We start from the raw sequence: 22,778 nt of genomic DNA on the forward strand, positions 1-22,778 counted from the left end.
TTTGTTTCGTAGCGGAATATTCCGTCTGGCGGAAAGTCCAAGTGACTACTGGGTAACCAGCGCGTACGCCTGGGAGGCGATCTCCAGTTCCTCATCGGTGGGCACCACGGCCACCGCCACCCGCGCGTGCGCCGGGGAGATCAGCCGCGGCTCCCCCGAGCGCACGGCGTTCGCCTCCGGGTCCAGCGCGAGGCCCAGTCCCTCCAGGCCGGCGATCGCGGCCTCCCGCACGGCGGAGGCGTTCTCGCCGACGCCCGCCGTGAACACCACCGCGTCCACCCGCCCCAGGACCGCCGTGTACGCGCCGATGTACTTCTTCAGGCGGTGGACGTACGCCGCCAGTGCGAGCCGGGCCGGCTCGTCGCCCTCGCCCGCGCGCCGCGTCACCTCGCGCATGTCGTTGTCGCCGCACAGACCCAGCAGACCGCTCTTCTTGTTGAGCAGCGAGTCGATCTCGTCGACGCCCAGCCCGGCCACCCGCGCCAGGTGGAAGACGACCGCCGGGTCCAGGTCGCCCGAACGGGTCCCCATCACCAGGCCCTCCAGCGGGGTCAGCCCCATGGAGGTTTCCACGCAGACCCCACCCCGCACCGCGGAGGCGGAGGCGCCGTTCCCCAGGTGCAGCACGATCACGTTCACGTCCTCCGCCGGGCGGCCCAGCAGCGCGGCCGCGGCCCGCGAGACGTAGGCGTGGGAGGTGCCGTGGAAGCCGTACCGCCGGATGGCGTACTTGTCGGCGGTCGCCGCGTCGATCGCGTACCGCGCCACGTGCTCCGGCATCGTCGAGTGGAAGGCGGTGTCGAAGACGGCCACCTGGGGCAGGTCGCCGCGCAGCTCGCGCGCCACCTCGATGCCGGTCACGTTGGCCGGGTTGTGGAGCGGGGCCAGCGGGACCAGGCTGCGGATCTCCGCCAGCACTTCGTCGTCGATGACCGTCGGCCGGGTGAACCGGGTACCGCCGTGCACCACCCGGTGGCCGACGGCCGCGAGCTCGGGGGAGTCCAGGCCCAGCCCGTCGGCCGCCAGCTCCGCCGCGACCGCCCGCAGGGCGGCGCCGTGGTCCGCGATCGGTCCCGGGAGCTCGCGCCTGCCGCCCGCGGCGGCGGCCCCGGTGAGCGGCTCGTGCACGAGGCGGGAGGTCTCCTCGCCGATGCGCTCCACCAGGCCGGCGGCGAGGCGGGAGCGGTCCGCCATGTCGAGCAGCTGGTACTTCACCGACGAGGAGCCGGAGTTGAGGACGAGTACGCGCGTTGCGGTCACGATGAGGGGTCTTTCCTTCGGGTGTGGTCGGGGAGCACGGATCACCGGGCCTGCGGCAGGGACTGCGACTGCGCCTGGATCGCGGTGATCGCCACGGTGGTGACGATGTCCTGGACCAGCGCGCCGCGCGAGAGGTCGTTGACCGGCTTGCGCAGGCCCTGGAGCACCGGCCCGACCGCGACGGCTCCGGCCGAACGCTGCACCGCCTTGTACGTGTTGTTGCCCGTGTTCAGGTCGGGGAAGATCAGCACGCTCGCCCGGCCGGCGACCTCGGAGCCGGGCAGCTTGGTCGCGGCGACCGAGGGCTCCACCGCGGCGTCGTACTGGATCGGGCCCTCGACCGCCAGGTCGGGGCGCCGCGCGCGGACCGCCTCGGTGGCCTTGCGGACCTTCTCCACGTCCGCCCCGGAGCCCGAGGTGCCCGTCGAGTACGAGAGCATCGCGATCCGCGGCTCGACACCGAAGGCGGCGGCCGTGGCCGCCGACTGCACGGCGATGTCCGCGAGCTGCTCGGCGTCCGGGTCCGGGTTGACCGCGCAGTCGCCGTAGACGAGGACCCGGTCGGCCAGGCACATGAAGAAGACCGAGGAGACGATCGAGGCCTCGGGCTTGGTCTTGATGATCTCGAAGGCCGGGCGGATGGTGGCGGCGGTGGAGTGCACCGAGCCGGAGACCATGCCGTCGGCCAGGCCCTGCTGGACCATCAGGGTGCCGAAGTAGTTGACGTCGGTGACCACGTCGTGGGCCAGCTCGACCGTCATGCCCCTGTGCGCGCGGACCTTGGCGTAGTACTCGGCGAAACGTTCCCGGAGGGGGGAGGCCGCGGGATCGATCAGCTGGGCGCGGGAGATGTCGACGCCCAGGTCGCCCGCCTTCTTCAGGATCGCCTGCTCCTCGCCCAGCAGGGTCAGGTCGCACACCCCGCGGCGCAGCACCACGTCCGCGGCGCGCAGTACGCGCTCCTCGGTGCCCTCCGGCAGCACCACCCGGCGCCGCTCCGTGCGGGCCCGCTCCAGCAGCTCGTGCTCGAACATCATCGGGGTGACGCGCTCGGAGCGCGCCACCGACAGCAGCCCGCGCAGTTCGGCGGTGTCCACGTGCCGCTCGAAGAGGCCGAGCGCGGTCTCCAGCTTGCGCGGGGTCGCGGAGTTCAGGCGGCTCTGCAGCGAGAAGAGTTCCGCGGCGGTCGGGAAGCTGTTGCCGGCCACCGAGACCACCGGGGTGCCCGGGGCGAGCTTCGAGGCCAGCGTGAGGACCTCCCGGGACGGGCGCTCGTTCAGCGTCAGCAGCACACCGGCGATGGGCGGGGTGCCCGAGGCGTGCGCGGCGAGCGCTCCCACGACCAGGTCGGCGCGGTCCCCGGGGGTGACGACCAGACAGCCCGGGGTGAGGGCGTTCAGGAAGTTCGGCAGCATCGCGCCGCCGAAGACGAAGTCCACGGCGTCGCGGGCGAGCCCGGCGTCGTCGCCGAGCAGCACCTCGCCGCCGAGCGCCCGGGTGATCTGGGCGACGGTCGGGGCGGAGAGGGACTTGTCGTCGGGCAGGACGTAGCAGGGCACGGGGAGGCGGGCGGCGAGCCACTCGGCTATGACGTCGCGGTCGTCCGGGGCCACCCGGTTGACGACCATCGCCACGACGTGGCAGCCCAGGCTCTCGTAGGCCCGGTGGGCGCTCTGCGCCTCGGCGCGCACGGCCTCGGCGGGGTGCTTGGTGCCGCCGACGACGGGGACGACGACCGCGCCCAGCTCGTTGGCCAGGCGGGCGTTCAGCGCGAGCTCGTCGGGCAGGTTGGTGTCGGCGTAGTCGGTGCCGAGGACCAGCATGACCTCGTAGTCCCGGGCCACCCGGTGGTAGCGGTCGACCAGCCGGGAGACCAGTTCGTCCGTGCCCTTCTCGGCGAGGAGGGCGGACGCCTCGTGGTAGTCCATGCCGTAGGCCGTCGCCGCGTCCTGGTCGAGCCGGTAGCGGGCCCGCAGGAGGTCGAAGAGCCGGTCCGGTCCGTCGTGCAGCAGGGGGCGGTACACGCCGACCCGGCCGGTCTGCCGGGTCAGGAGCTCCATGATCCCCAGTTCGACGACCTGGCGGCCGTCTCCCCGTTCGATACCGGTCACGTACACGCTGCGCGTCACGCGTGCTCTCCGTCCCATGCGGTGGATGTCTGATCGACCTGGCCTGACCTCTTGACAATACCTCCGTCAGTGGATAGGGCGCTTCTGGGAAAAAGGCCTGGTCGGGAGGGGCGAAAGGCCTGGTGGGCGGAGTGGCGCGGGGCGCGCGCCCCCCTCGGAACATGGAAGAATCGGACAGGCGCCATCAATACGTCCTTCATATGTACGGTCGGGCTGGGCATACGGAGGGCGTCCCCGGCGCCACGGCAGGGCACGACCAGGAGCAGGAGACACAGCACGATGCGTATCGGAGTTCTCACCGCAGGCGGCGACTGCCCGGGCCTGAACGCTGTCATCCGCTCGGTCGTCCACCGGGCGCTGGTCGGGCACGGGGACGAGGTCATCGGCTTCGAGGACGGCTTCAAGGGCCTCCTCGACGGCCACTACCGCCCCCTCGACATCAACGCCGTCAGCGGCATCCTCGCCCGCGGCGGCACGATCCTCGGCTCGGCGCGCATGGAGCGCGCCCGGCTGCACGAGGCCGCCGAGAACGCCAACGAACTGGCGAGCCGGTACGGCCTCGACGCGCTGATCCCCATCGGCGGCGAGGGCACCCTCACGGCCGCCCGGATGCTGTCCGACGCGGGCATGCCGGTCGTCGGCGTGCCGAAGACCATCGACAACGACATCTCCTCCACCGACCGGACCTTCGGCTTCGACACCGCCGTCATGGTGGCCACCGAGGCCATAGACCGCCTCAAGACCACCGCCGAGTCCCACCAGCGCGTGATGGTCGTCGAGGTCATGGGCCGTCACGCGGGCTGGATCGCCCTGGAGTCCGGCATGGCCGGCGGCGCCCACGGCATCTGCCTGCCCGAGCGCCCCTTCGAGGTCGACGCCCTGGTGAAGATGGTCGAGGAACGCTTCGCCCGCGGCAAGAAGTTCGCCGTCGTCTGCGTCGCCGAGGGCGCGCACCCGGCGGCGGGCTCCATGCCCTACGAGAAGGGCGCCATCGACCAGTACGGCCACGAGCGCTTCGCGGGCATCGGCAACCGCCTGGCCATCGAACTGGAGCACCGCCTGGGCAAGGAGGCCCGCCCGGTCATCCTCGGCCACGTCCAGCGCGGCGGTGTGCCGACCGCGTACGACCGCGTCCTGGCGACCCGCTTCGGCTGGCACGCCGTCGAGGCCGTGCACCGGGGCGAGTACGGCAACATGACCGCCCTGCGCGGCACCGACATCGTGATGGCACCGCTGGCGGAGGCCGTCACCGAGCTCAAGACGGTCCCGGAGCACCGGATGTACGAGGCCGAGTCGGTCTTCTGACCGGCCGCCTCACGCGCCGCCGGCCAGGGCCCAGAACCGGTCCGTGATCTCCGCAAGGAACTCCCGGCCCGCGTCACCGGTGCCGGCCGTCCCCTCGGCGCCGCCCCAGCCGAGGGTGGCCACCATCCGCTGCTGGTAGTCGTTGTAGAGGTACTCCAGGACCCGCTCCAGGTGGGCCCGGGGCACGGGCAGCAGCTTGCCCAGCGGTTTGACGTAGGCCTGCCAGCGGGTGGTCACCGCGCTGCGCAGCAGCCCGGCGAGTTCCTCGTGCTTGCCGGTCGCCGTCACGAACTGCGCCAGGCTCAGCCCCAGCACCGAGGCCAGGGCGGCGGACTGCCGCTCGTTGCCCTTCCAGCGGCCGGTGTCCTCCATCTTCCGGTACGCGTTCGCCTCGATCCCGATCCGGCGGGCCAGGTCCTCGGGGTCCAGGCCGCGGGCGATGCGGTGCTCCCGCAGGGTGACGGGCTCGGCGAGCAGCTCCCCGGGGGAGCACCAGAGGACGCCGGCGAGGGCCGTGAGCTCGGCTGAGGTGGGCGACTGCTCGCCCCGCTCCCAGGCCGTCACCGTCTCCGGTGCGACGAGCAGTCCGTACTGGGCCCGCAGGCCGTAGGCGACGTGACCGGGGGCCATGCCCAGGGCCGCGCGCAGGCGACGCGCGGCGGGGGCATTGAAAGGTGGGCTGGAGTGCACAGGGCACACGGTAGGAGTGGCCGAGGTGTGACGACTACAGACTATTCAAACAAGCCCATAACTCGTAGGAAAGTCCTATGCAGTTCATGACTTTGGGCGGTTTTCCCGGCGACCGTCCGGTAATCGGACTGCAGGAGATCCATTCACAGCGTACGGATCCGGCCACTTCCCCGCAGGCGACCCGGGAAGGCCGACGGGTGATCCCCGTCACAGCCCCTGAACCGGCCGCGGCCGCCGTCCGTGATCCATGACGGGGCCCTCGCATACGGGGGTGGCGAGGGCCCCCGGAACGCCCCCGCGCCGTTCCCCTTCCCTTGACGTCGGCGTCAAGGAATACGGTCGCCCCATGCGCATCGGCGAACTGGCGAAGCGGGCCGGGACCAGCACCCGGACGCTCAGGTACTACGAATCACGCGGACTGCTCGAGGCCCGGCGGACCGGCAACGGCTACCGCGACTACGACGAGGACGACCTGCGCCTGCTGCGGCAGATCCGCACCCTCCAGGACTTCGGCTTCGAACTGGAGGAGACCCGGCCGTTCGTCGAGTGCCTGCGCGCCGGCCATCCCGCCGGGGACTCCTGCCCGGCCTCGCTCGCGGTGTACCGCCGCAAGCTCGCCGAGCTGGACGGCCTGATCGGCCAGCTGGCCGACGTCCGCGAGCAGGTCGCCGCCCAGCTGGCGGCAGCCGAGGAGGCCGCGGGGGAAGCCGTACCGCGCTGCGAGATGACCGGCTGACGCCCGGCGCCGGCGCGAACGGGTGCGCGAGACGTGACAGCAGTGACAGACGTGAGAGGGGAACGGAAATGATCCATGCACAGGGTGTGGCGGAAGTGACCGACGCGGACTTCGAGGCCGAGGTGCTGGCCGAGCGGGGCCGGCCCGTGCTGGTGGAGTTCACCGCGGACTGGTGCGGCCCCTGCCGCCAGCTCGCCCCGGTGCTCTCCGCCGTGGCCGCCGAGCGCGCGGACGGCCTCAAGGTCGTCCAGATCGACGCGGACAGCAACCCCGGCGCCGTCACGCGCTACGGGGTGCTGTCCATGCCGACCATGCTCGTCTTCCGCGACGGCGAGCCCGTCAGGCAGCTCGTCGGCGCCCGCGCCAAGCGCCGGCTGCTTCAGGAACTCGACGACGCGCTGGTCACGGCCTGAGCCAGACCGTCGCCATCGGGGGGAGCGTCATCCGCAGGCTCGCCGCACGCCCCTGGGCCGGTACCGGCTCGGGGCGCAGCGGCCGGCCCTGGCGGACGCCGCTCCCGCCGTACTCCTCGGCGTCGGTGTTGATGACCTCCCGCCACAGCGGCACCTCCTCCGGCACGCCGAGCCGGTAGTCGTGCCGCACCACGGGGGAGAAGTTCGACACGCACAGCAGCTGCGAGCCGTCCTGCGCGTACCGCAGGAACGCGAACACGTTGTCCTCGGCGGCGCCCCCCTCCACCCAGGCGAAGCCCTCCGGCACCGAGTCCCGCTCCCACAGCGCGGGAGCCGCCGCGTACGCGCGGTTCAGGTCGCGCACGAGGTCGCGCACCCCCCGGTGGTCCCCGGCGGCCGAATAGGAGGAGTCCAGCAGCCACCAGTCCGGGCCGTGGGCCTCCGACCACTCCGACCCCTGGGCGAACTCCTGCCCCATGAAAAGCAGTTGCTTGCCCGGATGGGCCCACATGAACCCCAGGTACGCGCGGTGCGTGGCCCGCTGCTGCCACCAGTCACCTGGCGCCTTCGACACCAGCGAGCGCTTGCCGTGCACCACCTCGTCGTGCGAGATGGGCAGCACGTAGTTCTCGCTGAACGCGTACACCATCCCGAAGGTCATGTCGTTGTGGTGGTACTTGCGGTGCACCGGTTCCTTCGACACGTACCGCAGGGTGTCGTGCATCCAGCCCATGTTCCACTTCAGGCCGAAGCCGAGCCCGCCCGAGTCCGTCGGCCGCGTGACCCCGTCCCAGGCCGTGGACTCCTCCGCGATCGTCACCACACCCGGGCAGCGCCGGTAGACCACCGCGTTCATCTCCTGGAGCAGCGCCACCGCGTCCAGGTCCTCCCGGCCGCCGTGCCGGTTCGGGGACCACTGGCCCTCCTCGCGGGAGTAGTCCAGGTACAGCATCGAGGCGACGGCGTCCACGCGCAGCCCGTCCACGTGGAACTCCTGGCACCAGTAGACGGCGTTGGCGACCAGGAAGTTGCGGACCTCCTTGCGCCCGTAGTCGAACTCCAGCGTCCCCCAGTCCGGGTGCGAGGCCCGGCGCGGGTCCTGGTGCTCGTACAGCGGGCGGCCGTCGAATTCGGCGAGGGCCCATTCGTCGCGGGGGAAGTGCGCGGGCACCCAGTCGACGATCACCCCGATCCCGGCCCGGTGCAGCGAGTCCACGAGGAACCGGAAGTCGTCCGGGGTGCCCATCCGGGAGGTCGGCGCGTAGAAGCCGGTGACCTGGTAGCCCCAGGAGCCGCCGAAGGGGTGCTCGGCGACCGGCATGAACTCGACGTGCGTGAAACCGAGTTCCTTGACGTACGCCGGGAGCTGCTCGGCCAGCTCCCGGTAGCCGAGCCCCGGCCGCCAGGACGCCAGGTGAAGCTCGTACACCGAGAACGGCGCCTGGTGCGCCGGGCGGTCGCCTCGCGTCGCCATCCACTCGGCGTCCTGCCACACGAACCGCGAGGAGGTGACCACCGAGGCGGTGGCCGGCGGGACCTCCGCGTACTGCGCCATCGGGTCGGCGCGCAGGGTGTGACTGCCGTCCGGGCGGGTGATGTCGTACTTGTACAGGGCGCCCTCGCCGACCCCGGGCAGGAACAGCTCCCACACCCCGGTCGAGCCGAGCGAGCGCATCGGGTGGGCCGTCGGGTCCCAGTACGAGAAGTCCCCGGTGACCCGGACCCCCTGGGCGTTCGGCGCCCACACCGTGAAGCGGGTGCCGGCCACGCCCTGGTGCTCCATCGGCCGGGCGCCCAGCGCCGTCCACAGCTCCTCGTGCCGGCCCTCCCCGATCAGGTGCAGGTCCAGCTCCCCCAGGGCGGGCAGGAACCGGTACGGGTCGTGGACCTCGGTGTCGGTGCCGTCGTACGCCACCAGCAGCCGGTATTCCGGCACCCCGGTCAGCGGCAGCAGCCCGGAGAACAGCCCGTCCCCGTCGTCGGACAGTTCGGCCCGCAGCCCCTTGCCGAGGACGGTGACGGCCTTCGCGAACGGGCGCAGCACGCGGAAGACCACCCCGCCCCGCTGCGTCCGGGCGCCCAGCACCGCGTGCGGGTCGTGGTGGCGGCCCTCCAGCAGCCGGGCCCGTTCCTCCGGGTCCAGCGCGGGCGCCGGGCGCACCCCGTGGGGCGGCGCGGCGCCGCCGGCCCGCGCCTCCCTCGGTACGGGCGGCCGGGGCCGCTTCGCGGGTTCCGGTCCGGCTGCGGATTGCTCACTGACGGTCGGTGACGGCTGTCGTGCGGCGCTCACGCGAGCGGCCTCCTCGGGGGCTTCGGGCGGGGGGAAGGGGAGGGGGAGGTGCCGGGAACCGGCGGGGGCATGCGGTGTGCGGACCGCTGCGGTTCCGACAGACGGCGGATCGCCGCCATCGGGACGTGCAGCCAGTCGGGGCGGTGCCGGGACTCGTACCGGGCCTCGTACACCGCCTTGTCGGTCTCGTAGGCGCGCAGCAGGACCGGGTCCTCGCGCGGGTCGCGTCCGGTGGTGCGGGCGTAGCCCTCGCAGAACGCGGTGCGGCAGGCGTCCGCCCAGGCCGGTGCGAAGGGGCGGTGCGAGCGGGCGGCGTAGTCGAAGGAGCGCAGCATCCCGGCGATGTCGCGGACCGCCGGCTCGGGGCGGCGGCGGTCGGCCAGCGGCCGGGCCGGCTCTCCCTCGAAGTCGATCAGCGCCCAGCTGCCGTCGGCGGTGCGCAGGGTCTGGCCCAGGTGCAGGTCCCCGTGGATGCGCTGGGCCGGGACCCCGGCGCCCCGGGAGGCGGCCAGCGCGTCGAAGGCGCCGCGCAGCCCGGCCTCGTACGGCCGCAGCGCGGGCACCTCGCGGCAGGTGGCGGCCAGCCGGGCGGTCATCCCGGCGGCGAGCCGGGCGGTCTGCTCGGGGCCCAGGGCCAGGGTGGGGAGCGCGGTCGCGAGCGCGCTGTGGACCTCGGCCGTGGCCCGGCCCAGCGCGTGCGCCTCGGCGGTGAAGTCGGCCCCCGACCGGAGTCTGCGCAGGGCCAGCTGCCAGCCGTCGTCGGAGCCGCGCAGGTAGGGCTGGAGCACGCCCAGGGTCAACGGTTCTCCACCGGCCGGCTGCGCCTCGTACCAGGCCACCGGCGCGGGTACGCGGGTACAGCCGGCGGCGGCCAGCGCCCGGGGCAGCTCCAGGTCCGGGTTGACCCCGGGCCCGACCCGGCGGAACACCTTGAGGATGTACGCGTCCCCGTAGATCAGGGACGAGTTGGTCTGTTCGCCGGACAGCGGCCGGGGCAGCAGCCCGGCCCGCACCGGGGTGTCCGGGTCCCGGTCGAAGCGGAGCGGCCCCAGGGTCCCGGGGGAGCGCAGCCGCTCCAGCAGCAGCGAGGCCAGCCGGGGGTCGCCCAGCGCCTCGTACACGGCCCGGCCGGCGTACGGGCCGTCGGGGGCGTGCCCGATCAGCGCGGGCGCCAGGGGCGGCGGGAGCGGGGACGGGCGGATGCCCAGCAGGAGCTGGTAGCAGTCCCCGTCCACGTCGAGCAGCAGGTGCAGCAGTCCGGGCGCGGAGCCCGGCGGCAGCAGTTCGGCCGCCGAGACGGTCTCGATCCGGCCGATCCGGCGCCCCCTTCCGGCGAACCAGCGTTGTGCGGGGAGCCATTCCCGCAGCATCGGCTCCAGCCCGGCGGTCCCGGTGGCCCGGGCGGCCGTCAGCCGGCTCCGGGCGGATGCAGCCTCCGACATGGCGTCGCGTCCTTTCCCCGGGCCGTCACAGAATGCGCAGAGTGTCCCGGATGTGCGGCAGTTGCTTCTCCGGTATGTGCGAGTGTCGGGTCAGGATGATCCGTACAGGGGCGGGCCGTTGACCCAAAGGAGTGCCCGCCCCGTGGCCGGTCCGTCAGTCGGCGCGCTGGTCGCTGCGGAGCCGGAACCAGTAGAAGCCGTGGCCCGCCAGGGTCAGCAGGTACGGCCACTGGCCGATCGGCGGGAAGCGCACGTCACCCGTGAGCTCCACCGGGACCCGCCCGTTGAACGACCTCAGGTCCAGCTCGGTGGGCTGCGCGAAGCGGGAGAAGTTGTGCACGCACAGCACCAGGTCGTCCCCGAACTCGCGCAGGAACGCGAGCACCGCCGGGTTGGACGAGGGCAGTTCGGTGTACGAGCCGAGGCCGAAGGCCGGGTTCGCCTTGCGGATCTCGATCAGCCTGCGGGTCCAGTGCAGCAGTGAGGAGGGCGACGCCATGGCCGCCTCGACATTGGTGACCTGGTAGCCGTAGACCGGGTCCATGATGACCGGCAGGTTGAGCCTGCCCGGATCGCAGGAGGAGAAACCGGCGTTGCGGTCCGGGGTCCACTGCATGGGGGTGCGCACGCCGTCGCGGTCGCCGAGCCAGATGTTGTCGCCCATGCCGATCTCGTCGCCGTAGTAGAGCACCGGCGAGCCGGGCAGCGACAGCAGGAGGGCGGTGAACAGCTCCATCTGGTTGCGGTCGTTGTCCAGGAGCGGGGCGAGCCGGCGCCGGATGCCGATGTTGGCCCGCATGCGCGGGTCCTTGGCGTACTCGGCGTACATGTAGTCGCGCTCTTCGTCGGTGACCATCTCGAGGGTCAGCTCGTCGTGGTTGCGCAGGAAGATGCCCCACTGGCAGCGCTCCGGGATCGCCGGGGTCTTGGCCAGGATTTCGGAGACGGGATAGCGCGACTCTCTTCGTACGGCCATGAAGATGCGCGGCATGACGGGGAAGTGGAAGGCCATGTGGCATTCGTCCCCGCCCTTCGCGAAGTCGCCGAAGTAGTCGACGACGTCCTCGGGCCACTGGTTGGCCTCGGCGAGCAGCACGGTGTCCGGGTAGTGCGCGTCGATCTCCGCGCGGACCCGCTTGAGGAGCTGGTGGGTGCGCGGCAGGTTCTCGCAGTTGGTGCCCTCCTCGGCGTAGAGGTAGGGCACGGCGTCGAGGCGGAAGCCGTCGATGCCGAGGTCGAGCCAGAAGCGCAGCGCCGAGATGATCTCCTCCTGCACGGCCGGGTTCTCGAAGTTGAGGTCCGGCTGGTGCGAGAAGAAGCGGTGCCAGTAGTACTGCTTGCGCAGGGGGTCGTACGTCCAGTTCGAGGTCTCGGTGTCGATGAAGATGATGCGGGCGTCCTGGTACTGCTTGTCGTTGTCGGCCCACATGTAGTAGTCCCCGTACGGTCCGTCGGGGTCCTTGCGCGACTGCTGGAACCACTCGTGCTGGTCGCTGGTGTGGTTCATGACGAAGTCGATGATCACCCGCATGCCACGCGTGTGCGCGGCGTCCACGAACTCCACGAAGTCGGCCAGGTCGCCGAACTCGGGCAGTACGGAGGTGTAGTCGGAGACGTCGTAGCCGCCGTCGCGCAGCGGGGAGGCGAAGAACGGCGGCAGCCACAGGCAGTCGACGCCGAGCCACTGGAGGTAGTCCAGTTTGGCCGTGAGCCCCTTGAGGTCCCCGACGCCGTCGCCGTTGCTGTCGTGGAAGGAGCGGACGAGGACCTCGTAGAAGACGGCCCGCTTGAACCAGTCGGGGTCGCGGTCCTTGGCGGGGGTGTCCTCGAAGGTGTCGTGGACGGGATCGTTGATGATCATGTGGTGGGTGACCCTCCGGTGGGCGGGGACGGTCGCAGGACGGCCAGGACGTGCGCGGGTGTACGGCCCGGTTCCAGGCGCACGTAGTTCGCCCTGCCCCAGTGGTAGGTCTCGCCGGTGAGCTCGTCGCGCACCGCGAGGGACCCGTGCCAGTCGAGGCCGAGTACCGGCATGTCCAACGAGACCGTCGCCTCCTGGGTGTGGTGCGGATCGAGGTTGACGACCACCAGTACGGAATTGCCGCCCGAATGCTTCGAATAGGCGATCACCTGTTCGTTGTCGGTCGGGTGGAAGTGGAGGTCCCGCAGCTGCTGGAGGGCGGGGTTGCGCCGGCGCAGCCGGTTCAGGGTGGTGATCAGCGGGGCGATCGAACGGCCCTCGCGTTCGGCGGCGGCCCAGTCGCGCGGCCGCAGCTCGTACTTCTCGGAGTTCAGGTACTCCTCGCTGCCCTCCCGGACCGGCTCGTTCTCGCAGAGCTCGTAGCCCGCGTAGACGCCCCAGGTGGGGGAGAGGGTGGCGGCGAGGACCGCCCGGACCTCGAAGGCGGGCCGGCCGCCCTTCTGGAGGTATTCGTGGAGGATGTCCGGCGTGTTGACGAAGAAGTTCGGCCGCATCACGGAGGCCGAACGGGTGCCGGTCAGCTCGGTCATGTACTCGGTCAGCTCGGCCTTGGTGTTGCGCCACGTGAAGTAGGTGTACGACTGCTGGAAGCCGACCGAGGCGAGCGCGCGCATCATGGCGGGCCGGGTGAAGGCCTCCGCCAGGAAGATCACGTCGGGGTCCGACTTGTTGATCTCGGCGATCACCTTCTGCCAGAACACGACCGGCTTGGTGTGCGGGTTGTCGACCCGGAAGATCCGGACGCCGTGGTCCATCCAGTGGCGCAGGATGCGGACGGTCTCCTCGACGATGCCCGCCATGTCCGTGTCGAAGTGGACCGGGAAGATGTCCTGGTACTTCTTCGGCGGGTTCTCGGCGTAGGCGATCGTCCCGTCCGCCCGGTGGCGGAACCACTCCGGGTGCTTCTCCACCCACGGGTGGTCCGGGGAGCACTGGAGGGCGAAGTCCAGGGCGATCTCCAGCCGCAGGTCCCGGGCCCGGGCGACGAAGGCGTCGAAGTCCTCCAGGGTGCCGAGCTCGGGGTGGACGGCGTCGTGGCCGCCCTCCGTCGAACCGATCGCCCAGGGCACCCCCGGGTCCCAACTGCCCGCCGACAGCGTGTTGTTCGGGCCCTTGCGGTAGGTCGACCCAATGGGGTGGACCGGCGGCAGGTAGACGACGTCGAAGCCCATGTCGGCGATGGCCGGCAGCCGTTCGGCGGCGGTGCGGAAGGTCCCGCTGACCGGAGCCTTGCCCGGCTCCACCACCGCCCCCTCCGAGCGGGGGAACATCTCGTACCAGGAACCGAAGAGGGCCCGCTTGCGTTCGACGATCAGGGGCAGCGGCTTGGCGGCCGTGACCAGCTCCCGGTACGGGCGCCGGGCGAGCGCCGCGTCCACCGCGGGCGCCAGCGCGGCCGCGTACCGCTCGGCGGCCGGCCGGTCCTCGTCGCGCATCGTGCCGGCGGCGGCCAGCACGGCCTGGCGGCCGTCCCGCTTGGGAATCCTGGCCGCGGCGCGCTCGTAGAGCTCGGCGCCCTCCAGGAGGGTCAGGCCGGTGTCCAGGCCCGCCGGGATCTTGATGGCGGCGTGGGCCCGCCAGGTGGCGACCGGATCGCTCCACGCCTCGACGGTGTAGGTCCACCTCCCCTCGGCGTCGGCGGAGACCCGGGCCCCCCACCGGTCGGTGCCGGGGGCGAGTTCGCGCAGCGGCACCGGCGGACGCAGCCGTCCGGTCGGGTCGCGCAGGACGACATGGGCGGATACGGCGTCGTGGCCCTCGCGGAACACGGTGGCGGAGATCTCGAAGACCTCGTCCACGACCGCCTTGGCGGGTCTGGCGCCGCAGTCGACGGCGGGGCGGACGTCCAGCACGGGAATGCGACCGATCATGATGGGATCACCTGGAGGCAGTTCGCAGGGCTCGGTAACGGGCCAGCCGGAGTCACGGCTGGTAGTGCACGCTCTGTTCGCTCTGTTTCTAGCCGCTCGGAAGACGGCTGGGCTGCGGGCATGGCCGCTCCTGTCCGCGTTCACTCGGGTGGCGGGGAAAGGTTTTGGGCGGGTGCGCCGTGCGTGGTACCGCGTCTACCCGCTCAGCCCTTCCCACTCACGCCCCGCCCAATCCGTGCCGCCGGTTAACTACTCGTACGTAGAGGCACGTGGCCGGCGGGCGTACGGCCCGGCATCCGCCGATGCTCCGTCAAGTCGGCCAGGATGGGCCGGTGGACAACGACATACCCTCCGCCCCCCTCGCCCCGCCGGCCCCTCCCGCCCCATGGGGCGTCGGCCCGCAGCCGGTGCTGGACCTGCCCTGCGGAATGCTGCTGCGGCCCTGGCGGGAGACGGACGCCCCGGTGCTCGTCGCCGCGTACGAGGACCCCGGCATCCGGCACTGGAACCGGCCCGAGCCCGAGACGCCCGCGTCGGCGGCGGCCCGCATCGCCCGCTGGAACCGGCGGTGGACGCGGCAGGAGGCGGCGCTGTGGGCGGTGTCCCCGCGCCCGGACTCCCCGGCCGCCGGCCTGATCGGTCTCGGCGACTTCGACCCGGCGGGCGCCGCCGCGGAGTTCCTGTACTGGCTGCTGCCCGACGGCCGCGGCCGGGGGGTGATGCCCCGGGCGGTGGCCGCGGTGGCCGCATGGGCCTTCCGCGAGGCGGGCGTGCACCGGCTGCGGATCTGCCACTCCGTGGCCAACCCGGCCTCCTGCGCCGTCGCCCTCAGGGCGGGCTTCCCCCTGGAGGGCACCATGCGCGGCGCGCTCCGGCACGCCGACGGCTGGCACGACGAGCACCTCCACGCCCGCCTCGCGACGGACGCGCCGGCGGACGTCCGGACGGACGCGCCGGCGGGCGTCCCGGGAGGCGGGATGGCCGGAGCCGGCCCGCGGCGCTAGCCTTCCGGGGGCGAAGCGCGGGTGCACAGCGTGGTGCGGTCGCTCCGATCCGTCATCCCCTGCGAAGGTGGAACGCGTGAAGGCTATCCGTCGATTCACCGTGCGCCCCGTCCTCCCCGAACCCCTGATGCCGCTCGCCGACCTCGCGCGCAACCTGCGCTGGTCGTGGCATACGGAAACACGCGAACTCTTCCAATCCGTCGACCCCGAGGGCTGGCAGGCCGCCGGCGGCGACCCCGTCCGGCTGCTCGGCTCCGTGCCCGCCGCCCGGCTCGGGGAACTCGCCGCCGACCGGCGCTTCCTGCGGCGGCTGGCCGTCGTCGCCGCCGACCTCGACGACTACCTCCACGGCGCGAGGTGGTACCAGACCCACGAGAACAGCGCCGGGTTCCCGGCCGCCATCGCCTACTTCTCCCCCGAATTCGGCATCACCGCCGCCCTGCCCCAGTACTCCGGCGGGCTCGGCATCCTCGCGGGGGACCACCTCAAGGCCGCCAGCGACCTGGGCGTCCCGGTCATCGGCGTCGGCCTGCTCTACCGGCACGGCTACTTCCGCCAGTCGCTCTCGCGCGACGGATGGCAGCAGGAGCACTACCCGGTGCTCGACCCGCACGAGCTGCCCCTGTCCCTGCTGAGGCAGGAGGACGGCACCCCCGCCCGGGTGACGCTCACCCTCCCCGGCGGACGGTCGTTGCACGCGCACATCTGGCAGGCCCGCGTCGGGCGGGTGCCGCTGCTCCTGCTCGACTCCGACGTCGAGGACAACGACGCCGGCGCCCGCGAGGTGACCGACCGCCTCTACGGCGGCGGCAGCGACCACCGGCTGCTCCAGGAGATGCTGCTCGGCATCGGCGGGGTCCGCGCCGTGCGGGCGTACTGCCGGATCACCGGCCACGCCGACCCCGAGGTCTTTCACACCAACGAGGGACACGCCGGCTTCCTCGGACTGGAACGCATAAGGGAACTGGACGGCGAACACGGCCTCGGCTTCGACGCCGCCGTCGAGGCCGTACGCGCCGGAACCGTGTTCACCACCCACACCCCCGTGCCCGCCGGCATCGACCGCTTCGACCGCTCCCTGGTCGCCCGCCACTTCGGCGAGGGCGGCGAGCTGGCCGGCGTACCCGCCGAGCGGATCCTCGAACTGGGCGCCGAGTCCTACCCCGGCGGCGACCCCGGGGTGTTCAACATGGCCGTGATGGGCCTGCGCCTCGCCCAGCGGGCCAACGGCGTCTCCACCCTCCACGGGGCGGTCAGCCGGGGCATGTTCGCCGGGCTCTGGCCGGGCTTCGACGCCGCCGACGTGCCCATCGCCTCCGTGACCAACGGCGTGCACGCCCCGACCTGGGTCGCCCCCGAGGTCATGCGGCTCGGCGCCCGCCAGATCGGGGCCGGACGGACCGAGGACGCCTTCGCGGTGGGTTCCTCCGCCCGCTGGGACGCCGTCGCGCAGATCGCCGACCAGGACGTGTGGGACGTACGCCGGACCCTGCGCGAGCAGCTCGTCCAGGAGGTGCGCGACCGGCTGCGCGCCTCCTGGAAGCAGCGCGGGGCCGCCGACGCCGAACTCGGCTGGGTCGACACCGTCCTCGACCCGGACGTGCTGACCATCGGCTTCGCCCGGCGCGTGCCCTCGTACAAACGGCTCACGCTGATGCTGCGCGACCCCGAACGGCTGCGCCGGCTGCTGCTGCACCCGGAGCGCCCGGTGCAGATCGTCGTCGCCGGCAAGGCGCACCCGGCCGACGACGGCGGCAAGCGGCTCGTGCAGGAGCTGGTGCGCTTCTCCGACGACCCGCGCGTGCGCCACCGCATCGTCTTCCTGCCGGACTACGGGATGGCCATGGCGCAGAAGCTCTACCCGGGCTGCGACGTCTGGCTGAACAACCCGCTGCGCCCGCTGGAGGCCTGCGGGACCAGCGGGATGAAGGCCGCCCTCAACGGCTGCCTCAACCTGTCCGTGCTGGACGGCTGGTGGGACGAGTGGTTCGAACCCGACTTCGGCTGGGCCATCCCCACGGCCGACGGGCTCGGCACGGACGAGGACCGCCGCGACGACCTGGAGGCGGGCGCCCTCTACGAGCTGATCGAGGAGCGGGTCGCGCCCCGCTTCTACGACCGGGACGGCCGGGCCGGGCTGCCCGTGCGCTGGATCGAGATGGTCCGGCGCACCCTGGTCTCCCTGGGGCCGAAGGTGCTCGCGGGGCGGATGGTGCGGGAGTACGTGGAGCGCCTCTACGCCCCCGCCGCGCTCTCCCACCGGACCCTGACCCCCGACACCGCGCGGGACCTCGCCTGGTGGAAGGGCCGGGTCAGGGCCTCCTGGCCGGAGGTGGCCGTCGAGCACGTGGAGGCCGTCGCCGCCGCGCCCGTGGGGGGCACCGCCGAGCTGGGCGCCACGCTCACGCTGCGGGTGCGGGTGGCGCTGGACGCGCTCACCCCGGAGGACGTGGAGGTGCAGGCCGTCGCGGGGCGGGTCGACGCCCAGGACGTGATCCGGGACGGGCGGGCCTTCCCGCTCAAGCCCGCGGCCGGCCCCGACCTGGAGGGGCGCTGGGTCTACGAGGGCCCGCTCGCCCTCGACCGGACCGGGCCCTTCGGCTACACCGTGCGCGTCCTGCCGGCGCACCCGCTGCTGGCCAGCCCCGCCGAGCTGGGCCTGGTCGCGGCGCCGGTGGGCAGCGAGGCGTCGCTGGGCGGGGTCCTGATGCGCTGAGGTCCTGACGCGCCGGGGTCCCGGTGCGCGGGGCCCCGGGCCGCCCGGCCGCCACGGCGTCCGTACACCCGTACGGACGCCGTGGCGGTGCGCGCGCGTGCCGGGAGGGTGAAGCTTCGAGCGTGCTGTGCATGGCAGCCCGCCGGCGGCCGGTGCGCTCCGAGACTGCCCCGGGACGTCCACCGGAGCCGGTGTCCCCGCACCCGAGAAACGGACCCTCACATGCGTCTTCGTTCCACCGCCGCGGCCGCCCTGGCCGCCTCCTGCGCGCTCGTCCTGCCGGCCGCCGGCCCGTCACTGGCCCACGGCCACGACCGTGACCGCCCCGCCCTCGGTGAGCTGCACTACCGGTTCACCGGCGGCGACGGCGACGTGCGCCGCAGGACGATCGAGCCCGCCGACAACGACACCTGCTACCGGCTGACGGGCACCTCGCGCAACCGGCCCGCCTTCTGGGTGGCCAACGAGACGGAGTCCCTCGCCCTCCTGTACGAGGACGGCAGCTGCGGCGGCGAGGCGGTGGAGGCGCTCCGGCCGGGCGAGCGGGCGCACGACCTGTCGGTCCGGTCGGTGTACTTCAAGCCGAGCGGCCACCACCACGGCCACCACGACGGCCGTGACGACTGGCGTGACGACTGGCAGGGCGACCGGCAGGACGACTGGCAGGACGACTAGGACCGCGGCATGGGACAGGGCCGCCCGGGGAGGTCTTCTCCCGGGCGGCCCCGTGGTCTGGCGGTTCAGCTGTGGTTCACGACCGGCCCCGGTGGGGTCAGAAGGTGAGCTTCCAGCTGTCGATCTTTCCGGTGTCCAGGCTCGCGTTGTCGTTGACCCGGAGCTTCCAGACGCCCTGGGCGACCTCGGACGAGGCGTTCACCGTGAAGCTCTTGATGATGTTGTCCGCACTGCCGCCGGCGCGGTTGTGCAGGTTGTAGAGGGTGCCGTCGGGGGCGACCAGGTCGACCTTCAGGTCACCGATGTAGGTGTGGACGATGTTGACGTCCACCTTGAGGGTGCTCGGGGCGTTGCCGGTCCGGGTCACCGTGATCGGGGAATCGACGGTCGCGTTGTCGGCGATCGCGTAGTCGGTGGTGTTCTCGAACACGTTCTGCTGCGCCGTGCCGACGGTCCAGGTGAAGGACGCCGTGCCCGTCTTGGACGCCGAGTCGGTCACGGTGACGGTCACGTTGGACGTGGCCGCGGTGGTGGCCGTACCGGAGATCAGACCGGTCGAGGAGTTGATCGACAGGCCGGCCGGGAGACCGGTCGCCGAGTAGGTCAGCGCACCCGGGTTGGTGCTGGTCGCCTGGACCTGGAGGCTGACCGCCGTGTTGATCTGGGTGGTCTGGTTGGCGATCGGGGTGACCGTCACGCCGTCGTTGATGCGCGGACCGACGTTGATGGCGGCCCAGGCGTTGGCGACGTTGTTGTACGTGGCCGAGCCCTGGCCGTACAGGTCGGCGGCGGCCCGCAGCGTCTGGGTGCGGGCGTCGGCGTAGTTGGTCGTCGACTTGAAGTAGCCGACCGTCAGCGCGCGGAACCAGATCTTCGAGGCGGCGTCGCGGCCGATCGGGGTGACCGGGAGGCCGTCGGAGGTCGGCGAGTCGTAGCTCACGCCGTTGATCACCTTGGCGCCGGAGCCCTCGGAGGCCAGGTAGTACCAGTGGTTGGCCGGGCCCGAGGAGTAGTGGACGTCGATGCCGCCGATGCCGGAGTACCAGGCGTCCTTCGAGGAGCCGTCCTTGCTCGGCTTGTCCATGTAGCGCAGCGGGGTGCCGTTGCCGCGGATGTCGATCTTCTCGCCGACGAGGTAGTCGCCGGCGTCCTGCGGGTTGTTGGCGTAGAACTCGACCGCCGCCGCCATGATGTCGGAGGTGGCCTCGTTCAGACCGCCGGGCTCGCCGCTGTAGGTCATGTTTCCGGTGACCGAGGTCAGGCCGTGGGTCATCTCGTGCGCGGCCACGTCGATCGAGGTGAGCGGCTTGCTGTTGGCGTCACCGTCGCCGTAGGTCATGCAGAAGCAGGAGTCGTCCCAGAAGGCGTTGACGTACGCGTTGCCGTAGTGGACCCGGCTGTACGGGGCGACGCCGTCGTTGCGCAGGCCGTTGCGGCCGTGGACGTTCTTGTAGTAGTCCCACGTGACCTGGGCGCCGTAGTGGGCGTCCGCGCCGGCGGTCTCCGTGTTGGAGGGGAGGCCGTTGCCCCAGATGTCGTCCGGACCGGAGAACAGGGTGCCGGTGCCGGAGGTGCCCCGGTTCAGGTTGTAGGTCTTGTGGCTGCCGCGGCCGGCGTCGGTCAGCGTCCAGTTGCTGCCCGACTGCGAGCTGCCGAGGGTGACCTGGCCGCTGTACTGGGTGTTGCCGGTGCCGGTCTGGACGCCCTGCCACTGGGCGATCTTCGCGCCGGTCTTGGCGTTGGTGATCACGTGCAGCTGGCTGGGGGTGTCGTCGTCCTGGAGACCGCCGACGACGGTCTCGAAGGCGAGGACCGGGACGCCGTCCGCGGCCCAGATCACCTTGCGGGCGCCCTTGTCGGCCTTGGTCTGCTTGGAGCCCTCGGCGTTCGCGGCCGAGACGGCCTGGCCCTCGGCGGCGGCCGGGGTGACCGTGGCGGTGGTGTCGGCGACCTTGATCTCGTGCTGGGTCGCCTTGGTGACGCTCTTGGTGACGCCGCCCTTGGCGTGGACGGTGAGGTCGCCGCCGAGGACGGGAAGACCGTCGTAGGTCCGCTCGTAGGTGGTGTGCGTGGTGCCGTCCGCGTCCTTGACGACGTCGCGGACGATCAGCTTTTCGGCGCCGCCGAGGCCGAGCGCCTTGGCGGCCTGGGCGGACGTCGAGGTGGCCTCGGTGATGAGCGTCGCACGCTCCGAAGCGCTGAGTACGGCGGGGGCCGCGCCCGGGTTGGGCTGGGCGGCCGCGCGGGCAGCCTGCGACGCGGTGGCGTCGGCGGTGGCGGTACCGGCCTGTATGCCTACGGCGAGCAGTGCGGCCGCGGCAACGAGTGCGCCGGCCGCGGTGGCACGCCGCTGGGGGGTGGGACTCAACGCAGACTCCTTCTGCAAGGGGGGGTTCCGGATGGCTGGGTGGGCCTCCGGGCAGATCAGGGCTGGTGCGATGAACGGATCGAAGAGTGCCACCTGCGGGCTGCGATGTCAGGGCCACATCAAAAGGTTGGCCGGAAACAGTCCGTTGTCCGAAGATACGTATCCGGTATGCGAACTATTCACCTTGGCAGGGGAAGGGATCGCTCCGGCTGACGGAACGGCTGTCGTCTTCTGGTGACCGGGGGGCGTCGCGTGGCCGTGTTCACCCGAACGGCATCTCCCGTACGGGCGTTTGTCGTACTGTTTCCCGGTGCGACAGATGTTCGCTGCCAGGGGAAGCAGTGGACAGGCACCACCGACATTGACCACGTGCCAGGGGGGCCCATGAGGCATGTCCATTTTCCTGCGCAAAGAATGGCCGGGGAGACCACCGCGCCCGACGGCCCGGCCGCGGCCCCGGTGCGACGGCTCGGCGACAAGGCGCGGTGGTACCTGCCCGCCGCCGTGGGCGCCGACCTCATCGGCGCCGCCGTCCCCGTGGGCCTGGTCTTCGAGGCGGCCGGGCAGGCCAGGCCCGGGTACTGCGCCCTCGGCGCGGCACTCGCCTGGACCGCGGTGCAGGCCCTGCGCCGACGGTACGCCGTACGCGTGCTCGGCGAGTCCCGCGGGGTGCTGCCCGTGCTGCACGACTGGCTGATTCTGATCGGTGTCCTGGCCGTCGCCCGGGTGGTGACGGCGGAGGACACCCCCCGGCTCGCCGCCCTCGGCGCGCTGCTGCCCGCGCTCCTGGTCACCGTCGCCCGGCACAAACTGACGTACCACCACCTCTCCGCCGCCCGCCGCGAGGCACAGGCCGTCAGCCGGGTACTGGTGGTGGGCGAGCCCGCCGCCGCCGAGCACGTCATCGCGCACCTCGCCGCGCGCACCGACCACCCCTACGTCGCCGTCGGCGTCGTCCCCGTCGGCGAGGGGACCCTCACCGGGGGCATGCCCGTCGCGGCCCGGCTGGACGCCTCGATGCCGCAGGCCCCGGACGGGGACGCCGCCGCCGTGCTGGGAGCCGTCCGCAGCCACCACGCCGACCTGGTGCTCGTGGCGCCCGGGGCGCGGATCGCGGGGGAGCGGCTGCGCCGGGTCGCGTGGGCCCTGCACGACGAGGGCCTCGAACTGGCCGTCTTCCCCGGACTCGTGGAGGTGTCCGTCAAGCGGCTGGAGACCCTCTCGGCCGGCGGACTCGCCCTGCTGCGGGTCGCGCCGCCCGTGCGGCGGGGGGTGCAGCCCCTGCTCAAGGCGGTGTTCGACCGGGCGGGAGCGGCCCTCGGACTCCTCCTGCTGGCGCCGCTGTTCCTCGCACTCGTCCTGGCCATCCGCCTCGGCTCGAACGGACCGGCCTTCTACAGCCAGCGGCGCGTCGGGCGCGACGGCGTCCCCTTCGTCATGTGGAAGTTCCGCACGATGGTGGTGGACGCCGAGCGCCGCAAGGCCGACCTGGCGGGGGCCAACGAGAACGACGGCCTGATGTTCAAGATGCGCCGCGACCCCCGCGTCACCCGGGTGGGCCGGCTGCTGCGCCGCACCTCGCTGGACGAACTGCCGCAGCTGGTCAACGTACTGACGGGCAGCATGTCGCTGGTCGGCCCCCGGCCGCCGCTGCCCGAGGAAGTGGCCGCTTACGACGCGGTCGAGCGGCGCCGGCTCACCGTACGGCCCGGGATGACCGGGCTGTGGCAGATCAGCGGGCGGTCGGACCTGTCCTGGGACGAAACGATTCAGCTCGACCTGCAGTACGTGGACAACTGGTCCTTCACCAGCGATGTCGACGTGATGGGCCGTACGCTCCGCGCCGTCGTCGACGGTCGCGGAGCCTACTGAGGGGCGGCCCGTTGAGTCCCCCCTCG

15 protein-coding genes are annotated in these 22,778 nt (G+C 72.2%); 7 read left to right on the plus strand and 8 right to left on the minus strand.

The window, feature by feature from the left end:
- Positions 1-45: 45 nt before the first annotated feature.
- Positions 46-1,260, minus strand: coding sequence for an acetate kinase (locus ACZ514_RS08485; protein WP_469124383.1), 1,215 nt, complete (start codon positions 1,258-1,260; stop codon positions 46-48).
- Between the two features lie 41 nt (positions 1,261-1,301).
- Positions 1,302-3,389, minus strand: a complete 2,088-nt coding sequence (gene pta, locus ACZ514_RS08490; RefSeq protein ID WP_469124384.1) for a phosphate acetyltransferase — start codon at positions 3,387-3,389, stop codon at positions 1,302-1,304.
- A 279-nt stretch (positions 3,390-3,668) separates the two neighbouring features.
- Here pta and ACZ514_RS08495 point away from each other — a divergent pair, with 279 nt between their 5' ends.
- Positions 3,669-4,694, plus strand: a complete 1,026-nt coding sequence (locus ACZ514_RS08495) for an ATP-dependent 6-phosphofructokinase (RefSeq protein ID WP_468166351.1) — start codon at positions 3,669-3,671, stop codon at positions 4,692-4,694.
- A 9-nt stretch (positions 4,695-4,703) separates the two neighbouring features.
- On the opposite strand, the gene ACZ514_RS08500 is transcribed toward ACZ514_RS08495, so the two are convergent.
- The gene (locus ACZ514_RS08500; protein WP_469124385.1) at positions 4,704-5,393 is read right to left on the minus strand and encodes a helix-turn-helix domain-containing protein; all 690 of its coding nucleotides are present in this window, start codon (positions 5,391-5,393) and stop codon (positions 4,704-4,706) included.
- Positions 5,394-5,730: 337 nt separating this feature from the next.
- Here ACZ514_RS08500 and ACZ514_RS08505 point away from each other — a divergent pair, with 337 nt between their 5' ends.
- Together ACZ514_RS08505 and ACZ514_RS08510 are read left to right on the plus strand one after the other, a co-directional pair.
- Positions 5,731-6,120: a MerR family transcriptional regulator gene (locus tag ACZ514_RS08505; protein WP_467887711.1), complete on the plus strand. Its 390-nt coding sequence runs from the start codon at positions 5,731-5,733 to the stop codon at positions 6,118-6,120.
- A gap of 68 nt (positions 6,121-6,188) precedes the next feature.
- Complete coding sequence (locus ACZ514_RS08510) at positions 6,189-6,533, plus strand: thioredoxin family protein (protein WP_468166355.1); 345 nt, start codon at positions 6,189-6,191, stop codon at positions 6,531-6,533.
- Here ACZ514_RS08510 and glgB read toward each other — a convergent pair.
- The 4 genes from glgB to ACZ514_RS08530 all read right to left on the minus strand — a co-directional run bounded on the left by glgB (position 6,523) and on the right by ACZ514_RS08530 (position 14,117).
- On the minus strand, positions 6,523-8,823 hold the full coding sequence (glgB, locus tag ACZ514_RS08515) for a 1,4-alpha-glucan branching enzyme (RefSeq protein WP_469124386.1): 2,301 nt from the start codon (positions 8,821-8,823) through the stop codon (positions 6,523-6,525). The genes ACZ514_RS08510 and glgB overlap by 11 nt on opposite strands.
- The gene (locus tag ACZ514_RS08520) at positions 8,820-10,265 is read right to left on the minus strand and encodes a maltokinase N-terminal cap-like domain-containing protein (RefSeq protein WP_469124387.1); all 1,446 of its coding nucleotides are present in this window, start codon (positions 10,263-10,265) and stop codon (positions 8,820-8,822) included. Before ACZ514_RS08520 ends, glgB begins: the two co-directional genes overlap by 4 nt.
- A 154-nt stretch (positions 10,266-10,419) precedes the next feature.
- Positions 10,420-12,126, minus strand: coding sequence for a maltose alpha-D-glucosyltransferase (gene treS, locus ACZ514_RS08525; protein WP_468166361.1), 1,707 nt, complete (start codon positions 12,124-12,126; stop codon positions 10,420-10,422).
- Positions 12,123-14,117 carry an alpha-1,4-glucan--maltose-1-phosphate maltosyltransferase gene (locus ACZ514_RS08530; RefSeq protein ID WP_469124388.1) on the minus strand — a complete coding sequence of 665 codons (1,995 nt, stop codon included), beginning with the start codon at positions 14,115-14,117 and terminating at the stop codon, positions 12,123-12,125. The genes treS and ACZ514_RS08530 overlap by 4 nt, the downstream gene beginning before the upstream one ends.
- A gap of 332 nt (positions 14,118-14,449) precedes the next feature.
- Here ACZ514_RS08530 and ACZ514_RS08535 point away from each other — a divergent pair, with 332 nt between their 5' ends.
- From ACZ514_RS08535 to ACZ514_RS08545, 3 genes are all read left to right on the plus strand, one after another.
- Complete coding sequence (locus ACZ514_RS08535; RefSeq protein ID WP_469124389.1) at positions 14,450-15,121, plus strand: GNAT family N-acetyltransferase; 672 nt, start codon at positions 14,450-14,452, stop codon at positions 15,119-15,121.
- 76 nt (positions 15,122-15,197) lie between these two features.
- A complete protein-coding gene (gene glgP / locus ACZ514_RS08540) occupies positions 15,198-17,837 on the plus strand; it encodes an alpha-glucan family phosphorylase (RefSeq protein ID WP_468695877.1) in 2,640 nt (879 codons plus the stop codon).
- A 222-nt stretch (positions 17,838-18,059) separates the two neighbouring features.
- On the plus strand, positions 18,060-18,512 hold the full coding sequence (locus ACZ514_RS08545) for a hypothetical protein (protein ID WP_469124390.1): 453 nt from the start codon (positions 18,060-18,062) through the stop codon (positions 18,510-18,512).
- Between the two features lie 97 nt (positions 18,513-18,609).
- Here ACZ514_RS08545 and ACZ514_RS08550 read toward each other — a convergent pair whose 3' ends face one another.
- Positions 18,610-20,880, minus strand: a complete 2,271-nt coding sequence (locus tag ACZ514_RS08550) for a M4 family metallopeptidase (RefSeq protein WP_468695872.1) — start codon at positions 20,878-20,880, stop codon at positions 18,610-18,612.
- 414 nt (positions 20,881-21,294) lie between these two features.
- Here ACZ514_RS08550 and ACZ514_RS08555 point away from each other — a divergent pair, with 414 nt between their 5' ends.
- Positions 21,295-22,752, plus strand: a complete 1,458-nt coding sequence (locus ACZ514_RS08555) for an exopolysaccharide biosynthesis polyprenyl glycosylphosphotransferase (RefSeq protein ID WP_468166373.1) — start codon at positions 21,295-21,297, stop codon at positions 22,750-22,752.
- Positions 22,753-22,778 lie beyond the last annotated feature (26 nt).

It is taken from the genome of Streptomyces sp. NPDC034086 (assembly GCF_055575515.1).

Coding starts and splice junctions, on each gene's coding strand:
- ACZ514_RS08495 (WP_468166351.1), top strand. CDS start 3,669: ATGCGTATCGGAGTTCTCACCGCAGGCGGCGACTGCCCGGGCCTGAAC.
- ACZ514_RS08505 (WP_467887711.1), top strand. CDS start 5,731: ATGCGCATCGGCGAACTGGCGAAGCGGGCCGGGACCAGCACCCGGACG.
- ACZ514_RS08510 (WP_468166355.1), top strand. CDS start 6,189: ATGATCCATGCACAGGGTGTGGCGGAAGTGACCGACGCGGACTTCGAG.
- ACZ514_RS08520 (WP_469124387.1), bottom strand. CDS start 10,265: ATGTCGGAGGCTGCATCCGCCCGGAGCCGGCTGACGGCCGCCCGGGCC.
- treS (WP_468166361.1), bottom strand. CDS start 12,126: ATGATCATCAACGATCCCGTCCACGACACCTTCGAGGACACCCCCGCC.
- ACZ514_RS08530 (WP_469124388.1), bottom strand. CDS start 14,117: ATGATCGGTCGCATTCCCGTGCTGGACGTCCGCCCCGCCGTCGACTGC.
- ACZ514_RS08545 (WP_469124390.1), top strand. CDS start 18,060: ATGCGTCTTCGTTCCACCGCCGCGGCCGCCCTGGCCGCCTCCTGCGCG.
- ACZ514_RS08555 (WP_468166373.1), top strand. CDS start 21,295: ATGGCCGGGGAGACCACCGCGCCCGACGGCCCGGCCGCGGCCCCGGTG.